This window comes from Mesorhizobium sp. L2C066B000 (assembly GCF_000502335.1).
Classification (GTDB): Bacteria; Pseudomonadota; Alphaproteobacteria; order Rhizobiales; family Rhizobiaceae; genus Mesorhizobium.
The window spans coordinates 33,184-46,014 of record NZ_AYWZ01000009.1; the positions used below are offsets into that span (position 1 = coordinate 33,184).

17 protein-coding genes and 1 pseudogene are annotated in these 12,831 nt (G+C 63.6%); 5 read left to right on the forward strand and 13 right to left on the reverse strand.

The genetic code is table 11. The features are described 5' to 3' along the window. Positions 1-12 precede the first annotated feature (12 nt). Both X733_RS147110 and X733_RS147105 read right to left on the reverse strand, forming a co-directional pair. Positions 13-687 (reverse strand): response regulator transcription factor, encoded by a 675-nt coding sequence (locus X733_RS147110; protein ID WP_023670185.1) that lies wholly within the window; start codon positions 685-687, stop codon positions 13-15. 254 nt (positions 688-941) lie between these two features. Then, complete coding sequence (locus X733_RS147105) at positions 942-2,495, reverse strand: Do family serine endopeptidase (RefSeq protein WP_023819200.1); 1,554 nt, start codon at positions 2,493-2,495, stop codon at positions 942-944. A gap of 191 nt (positions 2,496-2,686) precedes the next feature. Between X733_RS147105 and X733_RS147100 the strand changes: the two genes are divergently transcribed. Together X733_RS147100 and X733_RS147095 are read left to right on the forward strand one after the other, a co-directional pair. Then, complete coding sequence (locus tag X733_RS147100; RefSeq protein ID WP_023684527.1) at positions 2,687-2,956, forward strand: CopG family ribbon-helix-helix protein; 270 nt, start codon at positions 2,687-2,689, stop codon at positions 2,954-2,956. Further along, a complete protein-coding gene (locus X733_RS147095) occupies positions 2,953-3,261 on the forward strand; it encodes a type II toxin-antitoxin system RelE/ParE family toxin (RefSeq protein ID WP_023732022.1) in 309 nt (102 codons plus the stop codon). Before X733_RS147100 ends, X733_RS147095 begins: the two co-directional genes overlap by 4 nt. Here X733_RS147095 and X733_RS147090 read toward each other — a convergent pair. The 8 genes from X733_RS147090 to X733_RS147055 form a co-directional block, all read right to left on the reverse strand. Then, positions 3,258-3,722, reverse strand: a complete 465-nt coding sequence (locus X733_RS147090; protein WP_023670181.1) for a cytochrome c-type biogenesis protein — start codon at positions 3,720-3,722, stop codon at positions 3,258-3,260. The two genes, X733_RS147095 and X733_RS147090, sit on opposite strands and share 4 nt — an antisense overlap. Further along, positions 3,719-5,710, reverse strand: coding sequence for a heme lyase CcmF/NrfE family subunit (locus X733_RS147085; protein ID WP_023819201.1), 1,992 nt, complete (start codon positions 5,708-5,710; stop codon positions 3,719-3,721). Before X733_RS147085 ends, X733_RS147090 begins: the two co-directional genes overlap by 4 nt. Further along, complete coding sequence (gene ccmE, locus X733_RS147080; RefSeq protein WP_023670179.1) at positions 5,710-6,153, reverse strand: cytochrome c maturation protein CcmE; 444 nt, start codon at positions 6,151-6,153, stop codon at positions 5,710-5,712. The genes X733_RS147085 and ccmE overlap by 1 nt, the downstream gene beginning before the upstream one ends. 3 nt (positions 6,154-6,156) lie before the next feature. Next, complete coding sequence (gene ccmI / locus X733_RS147075) at positions 6,157-7,308, reverse strand: c-type cytochrome biogenesis protein CcmI (RefSeq protein WP_023732026.1); 1,152 nt, start codon at positions 7,306-7,308, stop codon at positions 6,157-6,159. A gap of 84 nt (positions 7,309-7,392) precedes the next feature. Further along, complete coding sequence (locus tag X733_RS147070; RefSeq protein ID WP_023687241.1) at positions 7,393-7,836, reverse strand: hypothetical protein; 444 nt, start codon at positions 7,834-7,836, stop codon at positions 7,393-7,395. A gap of 174 nt (positions 7,837-8,010) precedes the next feature. Beyond that, positions 8,011-9,429 carry an ATP-binding protein gene (locus tag X733_RS147065; RefSeq protein ID WP_023819202.1) on the reverse strand — a complete coding sequence of 473 codons (1,419 nt, stop codon included), beginning with the start codon at positions 9,427-9,429 and terminating at the stop codon, positions 8,011-8,013. Beyond that, complete coding sequence (locus X733_RS147060; RefSeq protein ID WP_023670175.1) at positions 9,413-10,078, reverse strand: response regulator transcription factor; 666 nt, start codon at positions 10,076-10,078, stop codon at positions 9,413-9,415. Before X733_RS147060 ends, X733_RS147065 begins: the two co-directional genes overlap by 17 nt. A gap of 81 nt (positions 10,079-10,159) precedes the next feature. Continuing rightward, a complete protein-coding gene (locus X733_RS147055; protein ID WP_023732029.1) occupies positions 10,160-10,420 on the reverse strand; it encodes a hypothetical protein in 261 nt (86 codons plus the stop codon). Positions 10,421-10,709: 289 nt separating this feature from the next. Between X733_RS147055 and X733_RS0135130 the strand changes: the two are divergent. Continuing rightward, positions 10,710-11,087 (forward strand): annotated as a pseudogene (locus X733_RS0135130) (ester cyclase); the annotation flags it as partial. Positions 11,088-11,093: 6 nt separating this feature from the next. On the opposite strand, the gene X733_RS147050 reads toward X733_RS0135130, so the two are convergent. Continuing rightward, complete coding sequence (locus tag X733_RS147050; RefSeq protein WP_023670173.1) at positions 11,094-11,501, reverse strand: DUF3168 domain-containing protein; 408 nt, start codon at positions 11,499-11,501, stop codon at positions 11,094-11,096. A 217-nt stretch (positions 11,502-11,718) separates the two neighbouring features. Here X733_RS147050 and X733_RS147045 point away from each other — a divergent pair, with 217 nt between their 5' ends. Both X733_RS147045 and X733_RS147040 read left to right on the forward strand, forming a co-directional pair. Then, a complete protein-coding gene (locus X733_RS147045; protein ID WP_023705435.1) occupies positions 11,719-11,928 on the forward strand; it encodes a hypothetical protein in 210 nt (69 codons plus the stop codon). 7 nt (positions 11,929-11,935) lie between these two features. After that, positions 11,936-12,127, forward strand: coding sequence for a hypothetical protein (locus X733_RS147040; RefSeq protein ID WP_023705436.1), 192 nt, complete (start codon positions 11,936-11,938; stop codon positions 12,125-12,127). A gap of 43 nt (positions 12,128-12,170) precedes the next feature. Here X733_RS147040 and X733_RS147035 read toward each other — a convergent pair whose 3' ends face one another. Both X733_RS147035 and X733_RS147030 read right to left on the reverse strand, forming a co-directional pair. Then, positions 12,171-12,437, reverse strand: a complete 267-nt coding sequence (locus X733_RS147035) for a DUF1488 domain-containing protein (RefSeq protein WP_023670170.1) — start codon at positions 12,435-12,437, stop codon at positions 12,171-12,173. Next, complete coding sequence (locus tag X733_RS147030) at positions 12,434-12,697, reverse strand: hypothetical protein (protein WP_023670169.1); 264 nt, start codon at positions 12,695-12,697, stop codon at positions 12,434-12,436. Before X733_RS147030 ends, X733_RS147035 begins: the two co-directional genes overlap by 4 nt. Positions 12,698-12,831: the final 134 nt, after the last annotated feature.

Below are 12,831 nucleotides of genomic sequence, written 5' to 3' on the forward strand. Positions count from 1 at the left end.
TGGGATCATGCTCTAGCCGCTCTTCAGCATATAGCCGGCGCCGCGAACCGTATGCAGGATCGGCTTGTCGAAACCCTTCTCGATCTTGCCACGCAGGCGCGAGACGTGAACGTCGATCACGTTGGTCTGCGGATCGAAATGATAGTCCCAGACATTTTCGAGCAGCATGGTGCGCGTCACCACCTGGCCGGCATGGCGCATCAGATATTCGAGCAGGCGGAATTCGCGCGGCTGCAGCGTGATCTCGCGCGCCGCGCGCTTGACCGAATGGGACAGCCGGTCAAGCTCGAGATCGCCGACCCGGTAGACGGTTTCGGCCTCCCTGGCGCTGGCGCGGCGGTTCAGCACCTCGACGCGGGCGAGCAATTCGGAAAAGGCATAGGGCTTGGTCAGATAGTCGTCCCCGCCGGCGCGCAGACCGGTGACGCGGTCATCGACTTCGCCCAGCGCCGACAGGATCAGCACCGGCGTGGTGTTGCCGCGCGAGCGCAGGCCGGCAATGACGGAGAGCCCGTCGCGGCGTGGCATCATGCGGTCGACGACCATCACGTCATAGTCGCCGGCATCGGCCAGCGCAAAGCCGGTTTCGCCGTCGCCGGCGACATGGGCGGTGTGCCCAGCCTCGGCAAAGGCCTTCTGCATATAGTCGGCCGCCTCGCGATCGTCTTCTATGACGAGAATCTTCATAGAGCCGTTATACGCGATTTCGCCGGAAGATTGAGGGGCCGCCATGAGCGCAAAAGCTTTCGTTCAAGCATGTCGTTTTGCCAAAACCGCCGTGCACTTTTGGGCGACATGCTTCGATGTTAGAGCGGCAGCGGGCGATGGGGGCCCGCTGCCGCCGGGGGCAGAACACGATGACTGACTAACGCGTTCGGCCCCTTGCTTCCCGTGCGGCGGCTCGGGGGTGTTGAAACCGCCGCACTGGAAACTGTGTGATGTCAGCCTTTGGCGACTGGCAGCGCGACGAAGCGGTTTGAATCGTCGCGGGTGATCTGCATCAGCACCGCCTTGCGGCCGGACTTGACCGCATCGGCCATCGCCTTGGCGACGTCTTCGGTGCCGTTCACCTCCGTCGAATTGACCGAGGTGATGACATCGCCGGGCTGGATGCCGCGGTCGGCGGCATCGCTGTCTGGATCGACATCGGTCACCACCAGGCCCTTGCCGTTTTCCGACTTGGTGACGGTGAGGCCGAGATCGGCCAGCGCGGCGGGCTTTGCCGGTGCCGCGGGCTGCTGCGGGTCGGCCGAGGCCTGCTTGTCGGTGGATGGCAACGTGCCGAGATCGACCTTGATGGTCTGGCTCTTGCCGTCGCGCCACACCGTGACGTCGACCGACTTGCCGGGTGGGTAGGCGCCGATCAGACGAGCCAGTTCCTTCGGCGATGCGACGTCCTTGCCTTCGACCTGGGTGATCACGTCACCGGCGGTGATGCCGGCCTTCTTGCCGGGGCCACCGTCCTGGGCGCCCGAAACTAGAGCCCCATTCTGCGACTTCAGGCCCAGCGATTCGGCGATGTCCGATGTAACCGGCTGGATTTCGACGCCGAGCCAGCCACGCTGCACCGAGCCGCTCTTCATCAGATCCTGCACCACCTGCTTGGCGGTCGAGGCCGGAATGTCGAAGGCGATGCCGACGCTTCCGCCCGACGGCGAGAAGATCGCGGTGTTGATGCCGACGACCTGGCCGTTAAGGTTGAAGGTCGGGCCGCCCGAATTGCCGCGGTTGACCGAAGCGTCTATCTGGATAAAGTCATCATAGGGACCGGCGCCGATATCACGGCCACGGGCCGAGACGATGCCGGCGGTGACGGTGCCGCCGAGGCCGAACGGATTGCCGACGGCCACCACCCAGTCGCCGACGCGAACCTTGGAATCGTCGGCGAAATCGACATAGGTGAACTTGCCGACGCCATCGACCTTGAGCACCGCCAGATCGGTGCGCGGATCGGTGCCGATCAGCTTGGCGTCAAGCTCCTTGCCGTCATTCATCACCACTGTGAAGGCGGAGCCTTCCTCGACGACATGGTTGTTGGTGACGAGATAGCCGTCATCGGAGATGAAGAAGCCAGAACCCTGCGCCACCGGACGCGGCTGGTCGTTGTTATGGTCGCGGTGGCTGAAGCGACGATTGCCGCCCTCATGGCCGTTCTGATCACCAAAGCCGCGGAATTGCTTGAAGAACTGGCGCAGCTGCGGATTGTCGGGCAGGTTGTTCATGCCGTCCGGATCGTCGGACTGGTCGGAGCCGTCATCGGCGGCAGGCTCGATCTTGGCCTTGACCTTGACGCTGACCACGGCCGGCGAAACGCGCTCGACGACATCGGCAAAGCCCGGCACCTGGGGCGCTTCGACCCGCACGGCGTCGGCCAGAACGGGAGCTGTACCAGTGGCAACGGCGCCGAAACCGATGCCGCCGGCAATGGCCAGCGAAGCGGCGGCGGGCAACAGGCGTTTGCGGGTGCGGGAATATGGGTTGGGGGCGATAGTCATGGGTCTCGTATCCTCTTTTCACTGGATGCGGCTCAGGCAGAGCATCCTCGGACAAGAGAAATAGAGAGGCGCACATTACGGCGCCATTTCCGGTGCATGAAAGTTTTGTAATGTTGGGCGGTCGCACAAATCGCTTGGTTGCGCTCGCCTGCTGCCCTATGGTGTACACAACTCAGCACAAGGCTTTCACAATGACAGCAAGCACCACCATGACCATTCGAGTCTCGTCCGAGACCAAGCTGAAGCTGGAGCAGATCGCTACCGATACCAGGCGTAGTAAATCGTTCCTCGCCGCCGAGGCGGTCTCAGCCTATGTCGATCGCGAGCTGGATATCATCGAAGGCATAAAACGTGGCATGGCCGACGCAGAGGCTGGCCGTGTCGTGCCCCACGACGACGCCATGGCGGAGCTCGACGCGGTGATCGAAGCAGCGAAAGCCAGGCGCGCAGGCAAGGCGTGAAGCGGTTCGTCACCTGGTCGCGAGAAGCGCTGGACGATCTCACGCAGCAAGTTGCCTTTATCGCTCAGGACAATCCTGCCGCCGCCCGACGCCTCGCGGACCGTATCCGTGAAATGGGCCGGGGCCTTGGTGATATGGCGACGGGCCTACCTGGCCGGGTAACAGGCACTTATGAGAAGCCCATCGGCCGCCTGCCCTACATCATTGCCTATGAATTGCGCCTGGTCGCCGGCCGTCAGAGCATTGTTATCCTGCGCGCCATCCACACGTCGCGGGACTGGCCTTTGGAGGAATGGCCGAGCTAGTCGCTCAGCATCTTGTCCAGCGCCGCCTGTTCCTCGGCGCTCAGCGCCTTGGTTGCCAACGAGCGGCGGGAGCGTGTGGTCAGCACAATGAAAATGCCGCCGACTAGAAGCAGAAGCACCGGCGTGCCCCAAAGCAAGGCGTTGCGCGGGCTGAAGCGCGGCTTCAACAGCACGAACTCGCCGTAGCGCGACACGATATAGTCCATCACCTGCTGGTCGGTATCGCCGGCAACCAGGCGCTGGCGCACCAGGATGCGCAGGTCGCGGGCGAGGTCTGCATCGGATTCGTCGATGGACTGGTTCTGGCAGACCATGCAGCGCAGGCCTTCCGACAGTAGCCGCGCCCTCGCCTCGAGCGCCGGATCGGTGAGAACCTCGTCCGGTTTCACCGCTTGCGCCGCGCCGGCAAACAGCAGCGCCAGAAGCAGGGTGAGCGAGGCCAACGAGAACCTGGTGCTCACGGCGCGCCTGCCGACGGCGTGGAGGCTGCCTGCTTGCGGCGGCGCGAGGGTGCGCCAACCCGCAGGCGACGGTCGAGCAGCGACATTGCGGCTCCCGCCATCATCACCAGAGCTCCGCCCCAGATCAGCGTCACCAGCGGCTTCCACCACAGGCGCACCACGACCGACCCATCGGTGCCCTCATCGCCCAGCGACAGATAGAGTTGGCTGAAGCCGATCGTCTCGATCCCAGATTCGGTCGTCGTCGTCTGCCGCACCGGAAAGAAGCGCTTGGCCGAGGTGATCTCGGCTGAAACGCCGCCACCGGCGCCGATCAGGGAAAAGCGGCCGCGCTGCTCGCTGTAATTCGGACCCTGCGCCGGGAAGAGGCCGTCGAAACGCAGCGTGTGGCCGGAGAGTTCGACGCTCTCGCCGGCATGCATCGACAGTATCCTTTCGGTGCCGAAGCACAGCGTGCCGACAATGCCGAGCGTCGTCAGCCCGAGGCCGAGATGGGCAAGTGCAGTGCCGAACACCGAACGCGGCAGGCCGGCGAAACGGCGCAGCATGATGGCGGGCGACACATTGCCAAAGCCGGACTTGACGGCGAGGTCGGTAAGCGCGCCGCAGACCAGCCAGCAGGCGAGGCCGACACCAAGGGCGGCGAACACCGACGCGCCGTCGATGAACAGCCCCGTGACCAGCATCGCCAGGAGAGCGGCGCCGAAAGCCGCCATCAGGCGCTGAGCGACGGCATAGAGGTCGCCGCGCTTCCAGGATAGCAGCGGCCCGAACGGAACCACGACCAGCAGCGGCACCATCAGCGGGCCGAATGTCAGGTTGAAGAAGGGGGCGCCGACCGAGATCTTGCCGGCCGAAAGCGCTTCGACCGCGAGCGGATAAAGTGTGCCGACCAGCACGGTTGCGGTGGCCGTGGTCAGGAACAAATTGTTGAGGACAAGCGCGCCTTCGCGCGAGATCGGGTGGAACAGGCCGCCGGCCGTCAGCCGCGAGGCGCGCAGCGCAAACAGGGCCAGCGAGCCGCCGATGAACAGCGTCAAAATGCACAGGATGAAGATGCCGCGGGTCGGATCGGTGGCGAAAGCATGCACCGAGGTCAGCACGCCGGAGCGCACCAGGAAGGTGCCGAGCAGCGACAGCGAGAAGGTGAGGATGGCAAGCAGCAGCGTCCAGATCTTGAGCGCCGAACGCTTCTCCATGACGATCGCCGAATGCAGAAGAGCCGTGCCGGCCAGCCACGGCATAAAGGAGGCGTTTTCGACCGGATCCCAGAACCAGAAGCCGCCCCAGCCGAGCTCGTAGTAGGCCCAGTAGGAGCCCATCGCGATGCCGCCGGTGAGGAACATCCAGGCGACCAGCGTCCACGGCCGCACCCAGCGCGCCCAGGAGGCATCGATGCGGCCTTCGATGAGGGCGGCGACCGAGAAGGAAAAGCAGATAGAGAACCCGACATAGCCGAGATAGAGCAGCGGCGGATGGATGGCGAGGCCAAGATCCTGCAGGACCGGGTTGAGATCGCGGCCCTCGATCGGCGCCGGATTGAGCCGGGTGAACGGATTGGATGTCGTCAGGATGAACAGGAAGAAGGTGGCGCCGATAGCCCCCTGCACGGCCAGCACATTGGCGCGCAGCGTCGCCGGAAGGTTGGAGCCGAAGACAGCGACCAGCGCACCGAAGAAGGTCAGGATCAGCACCCAGAGCAGCATCGAGCCTTCGTGATTGCCCCAGGTTCCGGTGATCTTGTAGATCAGCGGCTGCAGCGAATGCGAGTTTTCCCACACGCTCGCCACCGAGAAATCGGAACTTGCATAGGCGCCGGCGAGTGCTGCGAACGATAGCGCCGTGAGCGCGAAACCTGTGACCGTGACGGGACCGCCGACAGCCATCAGCCTCTGGTTGCCGGTACGGGCGCCGATCAGCGGCACCAGCGTCTGCACCAGCGACAGCACAAAGGCGAGGACGAGCGCGAAGTGTCCGGTCTCAACCATTACTGGCTCTTGCTCTCTTGCCACACGCCCTTGGCCTTCAGCCCGTCAGCGACTTCCTTGGGCATGTAGCGCTCGTCATGCTTGGCCAGCACGCTGTCGGCGACGAAAACGCCGTCGGCGCCAAAGCTGCCTTCGGTGATGACGCCCTGCTCCTCGCGGAACAGATCGGGCAGGATGCCGGTATAGCTGACCTTGACCGATTTGTGCGTGTCGGTGACCGAGAACGCAACCGTCGCGCCCTGCCCGCGCACGACCGTGCCCTTTTCGACGAGGCCGCCGAGCCTGATGCGCTGTCCCGGCTGCAAGCTGGCGGTGGTCAGATCGGCGGGCATATAGAAATAGGAGGCCTTCTGGCCCAACGCATAGAAGGTCAGCCCGGTGGCGGCGCCGAGGAAGGCAAGACCTCCGACAATCACCGACAATCGCTTCTGCTTGCGCGTCATGTCCTACTCCGTCGCCGTCAGGCCGAGCGAGGCGGCAAAGGCGGTGAATTTCTTCGCTTCCTCACTGTCGGCGCCAAACACGGCGATACCGCGATGCAGCGCGTCGCGCGCCTGGTCGGCCTTGCCCAGCACAACATAGGAACGAATGAGCCGCATCCATCCTTCCGCGTCGCGCGGATTTTGCCGCAGTTTTTCGTCGAGGCCGGCGACCATGGTTTCGATCATGGCCTGCCTGTCCTGCGGCGCCATCGACGAGGCATCGACGGCTGCGGCATCGGGGCCTTTGGCGGGCTCTCCTGACGCGACGCTGCGGTTGGCGGCCTCGGCCAGTGCCTGTTGGACAGCTCCGCGCCATGGCGAATCCTGCGGCAGGGAATCGAGCATTTTCTGCCAAGCCGTGGTTGCCTCGGGTATGTGGCCTTCCTGGGCCAGCGCCATCGCCAAATAGAACGAGGCTTTCGCGTTTGCCGGGTCGAGTTTTAGCGCCTGTTCGAAAGCGGATTGCGCATCGGCCGAAACGATGCCGCCGGCCGCATTGGCAATCGCTTCGCCGAGGCCGGCCTCGCGGGCGGCCGTGTCGCCATCGAGGCGGATGGCATTGCGATAGGCGGTCACGGCATCGGGAAAGCGCTGCAGGCGCAGATAGATCGGGGCGAGCACGTCCCAGCCGCGTCCATCGCCAGGGTTGGCGGCAAGATGGGCCTCGGCGCGCGCCACCAACTCGTCGACCGAACTATCGGCCGGATTCTTGGCCAGCCGTTCGGCAAGCGGCTGCGACGGCAGATCCGGCGAGCCGAGCTGGCTGTAAAGGCCCCAGCTGAGCAGAGGGACCGCCAGTACCGCAGCCGTTGCCACCAGCCTTGCCGCCTTTGACGGCTGCCGCGTGCCAGGCGCATCGGCTTGACCGACATTGGCTTGACCAACATCTCCCAGGCGAAGGATGCGGCGGGCGATTTCGGCGCGCGCCTCCTCGGCTTCCGCCGGCTGGATCAGCCCGCGCGCGGCGTCACGCTCAAGCTCGGCCAGTTGGTCGCGATAAACTTCGAGGTCGTGGTCGCTGCTGGTCGGAGCGTCCTTGCCGCCACTGGTCAGCGGCAGCAGCACCGTCAGGCTTGCGCCTAGCGTGAGGATTGCGGCTATGACCCAGAACAGCATGGTTCTTCCAATAGAGCGAGAGCCCTGCTCTCACAACATGAGGGTGCTGCGACGCTTTGACGGATTCCGACCCCGGCCCAATGTTCAGGTCAGCGGTGTCCAGCTGCCGTCGGCGTTGCGGCATGCGGTGCCCCGCGCGGTCTGGCCGGCCGTGCCGGTAAACACCGTATGGGTGTACTGGCGGCAATCCTGCGAGCCGACGCGGTAGGGCTGGGCCGCGACGACTTCGCCGGAATGAGCCGAACTGTCGCTCTTCCACGTCACCTTCTGGCCGCTCGCCGTATATTCGAGCGCCTTGTATTCCGCCTCGAGCGCCTTGCGCTTCTCGGTGCTGTTCAGGCCGCTGCCGATCGATCCGCCGACGAGCCCGCCGGCCATGGCCGAGATGATCGTCGTCGCGACTTTGGCCCCTGAAGGAGGCGACGCGGGCGGGTTGGTGATGGAGATATCCGGGCCACTGCCCTTGCCCAGCGTTCCGCAGCCGGAAAGAGCGAGCAGTGCGGAAACGAGCGCAACGCGAATCTTCATGCCAACAACCGGTTTTCTTGAACGGGATGCGCTGGGGGCCGCGTCATCGGGGGCGTCAGGACGTCATACTATTGATACTTGTCGGAAATTTGGCCGTTCTTAACGGCTTTTGCGCAATCGAGGGGCCGCCATAACACAGGCATTCGGCCGTGTCGATTGGCCCTGGGCAGTACATCATTGCAAGCTCCGCAAGCGCACAACCGCCTTCAGCCCGCCCATTGTGGAGCGTTCCAGCGCCAGCGCCCCGCCATACTCGTTGACGAGGTCGGCAACGATGGCAAGTCCGAGCCCGGTTCCCGGCTTTGTCTCGTCGAGGCGCCGGCCGCGTTTCAAGACATCGCGGGCCTTGTCCTCGGGGATGCCGGGACCGTCATCCTCGATCGATAGCTCGAACAGGCCGGCTGCGGCCGGCGTGACGGATACGGCAACAGTGCTCTTCGCCCATTTCATCGCATTGTCGAGAAGGTTGCCGAGCAGTTCCTCCAAATCCTCGCGCTCGCCAGCAAAGACGATGTCGGCCGCCGGCAGCGTAAGCGACAGGCTGACATCAGGCTTGAGTTTTTGCAGCACGCGCACCATGCGCTGCACCAGCGGCGTCACCGGCGTGCGGTAGACGACGCTGTCGCGCTGCGCCGCGACCCGTGCCCGCTGCAGGTAGTGGTCGACCTGTTTCTGCATCGACGCCGCCTGGTCGGCGATGAGCTGGCCCTTGGCGCCGCCGAGAGCCCGGCCCTCATTGATCAGCACGGCGAGCGGCGTCTTCAGCGAATGGGCAAGGTTGCCGACCTGCGTACGCGAGCGCTCGACGATGCGCTTGTTGTTTTCGATCAGCGCATTGGTTTCGTTGGCGAGCGGCTCGATCTCGGCGGGAAACCGGCCATCGAGCCGCTGCGCCGTGCCTTCGCGCACCTGGGCAAGCGCGTTGCGAACCCGGCGCAAGGGCTGGAGGCCGAGCAGGATCGCGATCGCATTGATGGCGATCATGCCGACGCCGAACAGGCTGAGGTAGGTCAGCAATCGGCCCTGGAAGGTGGCGATCTCCTGTTCGAGCTCGGTCTTGTTGCCCATCACGCGGAAGCGCGCGGCGCGGTTCTTGGCATCGAGGACGAATTCGCTTTCGAACACTTGCAGTTCCTCGTCACCGATGCCGTCGGTGGAATAGCTGCGCTGGAAACTGGAATTGAAAGGCACCTCGGCAACGGTCGGCGACGGGATCGTCGTGGTCATCGAGGACGAATGAAGGTTGCCGTGCACGCCTTCGGAAGCCGGCTCCACCGACCAGTACCAGCCCGAATTCGGCTCCGAGAAGCGCAGGTCGCCAAGGTCGGGAGCGCCGGTGAGCTGGCCGGTTTCGGAAACACCGACGGAGCCGATCAAATTGAACAGATGCGCCGACAGCAGGCTGTCGAAGCCGCGTTCGCTGGCCTGGCGGTAGAGCGTGGTAATCAGGGTGAAGATAACGATGAGGGTGAGGATCGCCCAGATCGTGGAAAAGCCGATGACGCGGAAGGCCAGCGAGCGCGGCCAGAGCCGCGCCGAAAAAGGCTTCCTTGCTGGTATGGGGAGCGGTTCCGCCTTACGCCTCCGGCTCACGCATGCGATAGCCCATGCCGCGCACGGTTTCGATCATGTCGATGCCCATCTTCTTGCGCAGCCGGCCGACAAAGACCTCGATGGTGTTGGAATCGCGGTCGAAATCCTGGTCGTAGAGATGCTCGACCAGCTCGGTGCGCGACACCACCTCGCCCATATGGTGCATCAGATACGCCAGCAGGCGGAACTCATGCGAGGTCAGCTTCAGCGGCACGCCGTTGACATCGGCCTTGGAGGCCTTGGTGTCGAGGCGCAGCGGCCCGCAAGTGAGCTCGGACGAGGCATGGCCGGCGGCGCGGCGGATCAGCGCCCTCACCCTGGCCAGCACCTCCTCGATGTGGAACGGCTTGGTGACATAGTCGTCGGCGCCGGCATCGATGCCCGACACCTTGTCGCTCCAGCGGTCGCGCGCTGTCAGGATCAGCACCGGCATCTTGCGGCCGTTGCGGCGCCAGCGCTCGACGACGCTGATGCCGTCCATCTGCGGCAGGCCTATGTCGAGCACGACGGCATCGTAGGGCTCGGTGTCGCCGAGGAAATGCCCCTCCTCGCCGTCATAGGAGCGGTCGACGACATAGCCGGCATCGACCAGCGCGTCGGCCAGTTGCCGGTTGAGATCCTTGTCATCTTCGACGACGAGTACGCGCATGATCGGTCAGGCCTGTTGATGTGTCAGCTATAGGCCGATTCCGGTGGTCTGGGAAACGACCCTGCAAGGGGGAAGATTGGGTCAGTTCGCCGGGACGACGATCTCGGAGCGGCGCGGACGCTGGCCGTCCTTGCCCGGCACAAGCACGACGATGACGCAGACCTCCTGGCCGCCACGCGTCGTCTGCGAAGCCTTGGCCAGCGTGCCGCCATTCTGCTCGGCAACCTGCTGGCCGATCGCGTAGCAATCCGCCGCGGCTGCCGGCGTCGCTTGCGACGCCAACAGGCCGGCCGCTGTGAGCGCCAGTATCGCGATACTGACATGAGAGCGAAGCGTTTTCATGGTCGGCGTTGTAACGCAACTGTGCTGAACGTGAAATGAACGGTGAACGGGTGAAAATCCATCCCCGCAATACCCCCTGCGCGCGCAACGAATGAATGCGATCCTACCGCCCAGTCCCTCAGACCGGGCAATGGATTCATAACCGGAAAACCGGCTGCGCGGCTATGGTTTTTGCGCGCAGGTTCTCAATTCGCAGCCAGATTGGGAACAGGTCAAGGCGAGACCATTCTGAAGGGCCGCCCTAAATAGCGCGGGAAACGCCAAATCATCGGAGTGCGCCACGACGGATAAACACCTTGCCGACCTTTACCGGGGCTATATCGCTTGCCTGAATGCCCAGGACTGGGCGAAACTTGGAGACTTTGTCGGCGACGAGGTGCAGCACAATGGCGAAATGCTCGGCCTGTCGGGTTATCGCCGTATGCTCGAAGGCGATTTCGAGGCGATTCCCGACCTCCGCTTCAACATCGAACTGCTGGTCTGCCAGCCGCCGCGCGTGGCGGCGCGCCTGCATTTCGACTGTCATCCCAAGGGCGTGCTGTTCGGCCTGCCGGTGAACGGCAAGCGCGTGTCGTTCGCTGAGAATGTTTTCTACGAATTCGGAGAGGGTCGCATCCGCGAGGTGTGGTCAGTCAGCGACAAGGCCGAGATCCAGGCGCAAATCTAGGTTGCTTCAATCACTTTGCTCGGTGAGAGCGCGTATCCGCAGCACCCCGTGGTAGAGCGCCAGGTCCTCGTCGTAGCGGGCCTCGGCGAACTCCAGGGACAGGCGGGTCTGGTCGCGCGAGCCGGTGGCGAAAGCGGCGCCGTCAAGGCGCGCCCGGATGCTGTCCATGATCAGACGCGTCTCGGCCTCGCCTTGCGCCTTCGACCAGACATGCAGCGTGATGAGCTGGTCGTCATCATTGTCGGCGCCGGTGTCCAGATCGAATGCGCTGGTCCTGCCATAGGTCACATAAGGGAAGGCGGCACTGTCGGCCGCCTGCTCGCGCAACCCGGCGCCGCCGAGCAGCGCCGTCAGCGAGGCATCGCTCTTCAATCTCATGAACAAGGCTTGCAGCAAATCGCCGGGCGCCGTCATCGTCGTCTCCGTTCGCCTGTCACGCTTTGAACAACCTCAGTTTCGCGCGCAACCTAACCGCGTTGCACGGATTTCGCCAGATGACGATCCGCCTGATGGAAGGCGGCGAATCGGGCGGCATGGCCCTTTCACGGACCGGGTTCTATTTGGCATGCGGGGAGTTTCAAGAAGGGTGTTATGAGGAGCCCTGTTTTCTCCGGCAATTCGAGGTCATTTCATGCGAACGCCACCGCTGCTGCCGGCTTTTGGAAAGCTCGGCGTCAAGCCCCCGGTCGCGATTGCGGCAACACCCGCCCTGTCGAAGAGCACCGTGGCCCTGCGCATGCGCGAGATACTTTCAATGCATGGCGGCCTGGCCTTGAAGCTGTCGGTGGTGGCCTGGACAATCCTGATCCTGGCGGCGGCATTTTTCATGTCAAAGGCCTGATGCCGATATGGCAAACCGCTACGCGTTGCGCATGGACGAGCCCGAGAGCTGGACTATCTTCGACATCTTCACCGGCCAGCCTGTCGATCTTAAGCAACAGGTGATGGTGGCCATGAATTTGCGCGATGCGGAAGCGATGGCCGACCGCCTGAACAGCCGGGACGTCAAGCGGCGGGCAAAAGCCGACCGCAAGTCCTGACGCACGCTGATCTCAGCCGCTCTGATTGCAAGACGAACGCGCGCTAGCCGAAATCCGCGGCTGTGAGCACATATATGCTCTTGCGGGTGCGAGCGTAGGCCTTGCTGGCAATGTCATGGATGGAGCTGGACGCGGTGTCGAAGGCCGCCAGATAGGTGGCTTCCGCGGTCGCCGTCCCTGATGGCGCCTTCGAGAGGGCATCGGCGGCGACAGAGAAGGAAATCTGGAACATGCCGTCATGGCCGACAAAGCGGATGCGCTTGCCGGCCTCGTCATAGAAGCGGCTTGGATTGGGGAATGTCAGGCTCATGACGTGCCCCCCTTCGGCGCGGCGGCGGCTTTCTTGACTGTCGCCCGCTTCTTCTTCGGTGTCGGGTTCAAGGCTTCCGCGACGCGGTCGGCCTCTTCCTTGGCCAGGCGCAATTCCCTGAGCCTTGCCGTCTTGATCTCCCTGGCCCTCGCTTCGGACATGTAGTCGGAGGTTGCCTTGTTGCGCTCGGCCGTCTTCTTCTGCTTGTCCATGAAGCGGGCTTCAGCTTTTTCCATGATGCTCTGATTGCCTTCGGCCATCGCATAAATCTCCTCGTGCCTGAAATTGTGAAATCGAACTTACGATATAAATAGTCGCTTTGGCCTCGAAATTCAATTTTTCGAAATATCTAGGCGCCTCGCGACGTTTCGAACCCGGCAGACATCATAATACT

Coding starts and splice junctions, on each gene's coding strand:
- X733_RS147105 (WP_023819200.1), bottom strand. CDS start 2,495: ATGACTATCGCCCCCAACCCATATTCCCGCACCCGCAAACGCCTGTTG.
- X733_RS147110 (WP_023670185.1), bottom strand. CDS start 687: ATGAAGATTCTCGTCATAGAAGACGATCGCGAGGCGGCCGACTATATG.
- X733_RS147045 (WP_023705435.1), top strand. CDS start 11,719: ATGCGAACGCCACCGCTGCTGCCGGCTTTTGGAAAGCTCGGCGTCAAG.
- ccmI (WP_023732026.1), bottom strand. CDS start 7,308: ATGCTGTTCTGGGTCATAGCCGCAATCCTCACGCTAGGCGCAAGCCTG.
- ccmE (WP_023670179.1), bottom strand. CDS start 6,153: ATGACGCGCAAGCAGAAGCGATTGTCGGTGATTGTCGGAGGTCTTGCC.
- X733_RS147040 (WP_023705436.1), top strand. CDS start 11,936: ATGGCAAACCGCTACGCGTTGCGCATGGACGAGCCCGAGAGCTGGACT.
- X733_RS147030 (WP_023670169.1), bottom strand. CDS start 12,697: ATGGCCGAAGGCAATCAGAGCATCATGGAAAAAGCTGAAGCCCGCTTC.
- X733_RS147035 (WP_023670170.1), bottom strand. CDS start 12,437: ATGAGCCTGACATTCCCCAATCCAAGCCGCTTCTATGACGAGGCCGGC.
- X733_RS147070 (WP_023687241.1), bottom strand. CDS start 7,836: ATGAAGATTCGCGTTGCGCTCGTTTCCGCACTGCTCGCTCTTTCCGGC.
- X733_RS147060 (WP_023670175.1), bottom strand. CDS start 10,078: ATGCGCGTACTCGTCGTCGAAGATGACAAGGATCTCAACCGGCAACTG.
- X733_RS147085 (WP_023819201.1), bottom strand. CDS start 5,710: ATGGTTGAGACCGGACACTTCGCGCTCGTCCTCGCCTTTGTGCTGTCG.
- X733_RS147050 (WP_023670173.1), bottom strand. CDS start 11,501: ATGACGGCGCCCGGCGATTTGCTGCAAGCCTTGTTCATGAGATTGAAG.
- X733_RS147100 (WP_023684527.1), top strand. CDS start 2,687: ATGACAGCAAGCACCACCATGACCATTCGAGTCTCGTCCGAGACCAAG.
- X733_RS147055 (WP_023732029.1), bottom strand. CDS start 10,420: ATGAAAACGCTTCGCTCTCATGTCAGTATCGCGATACTGGCGCTCACA.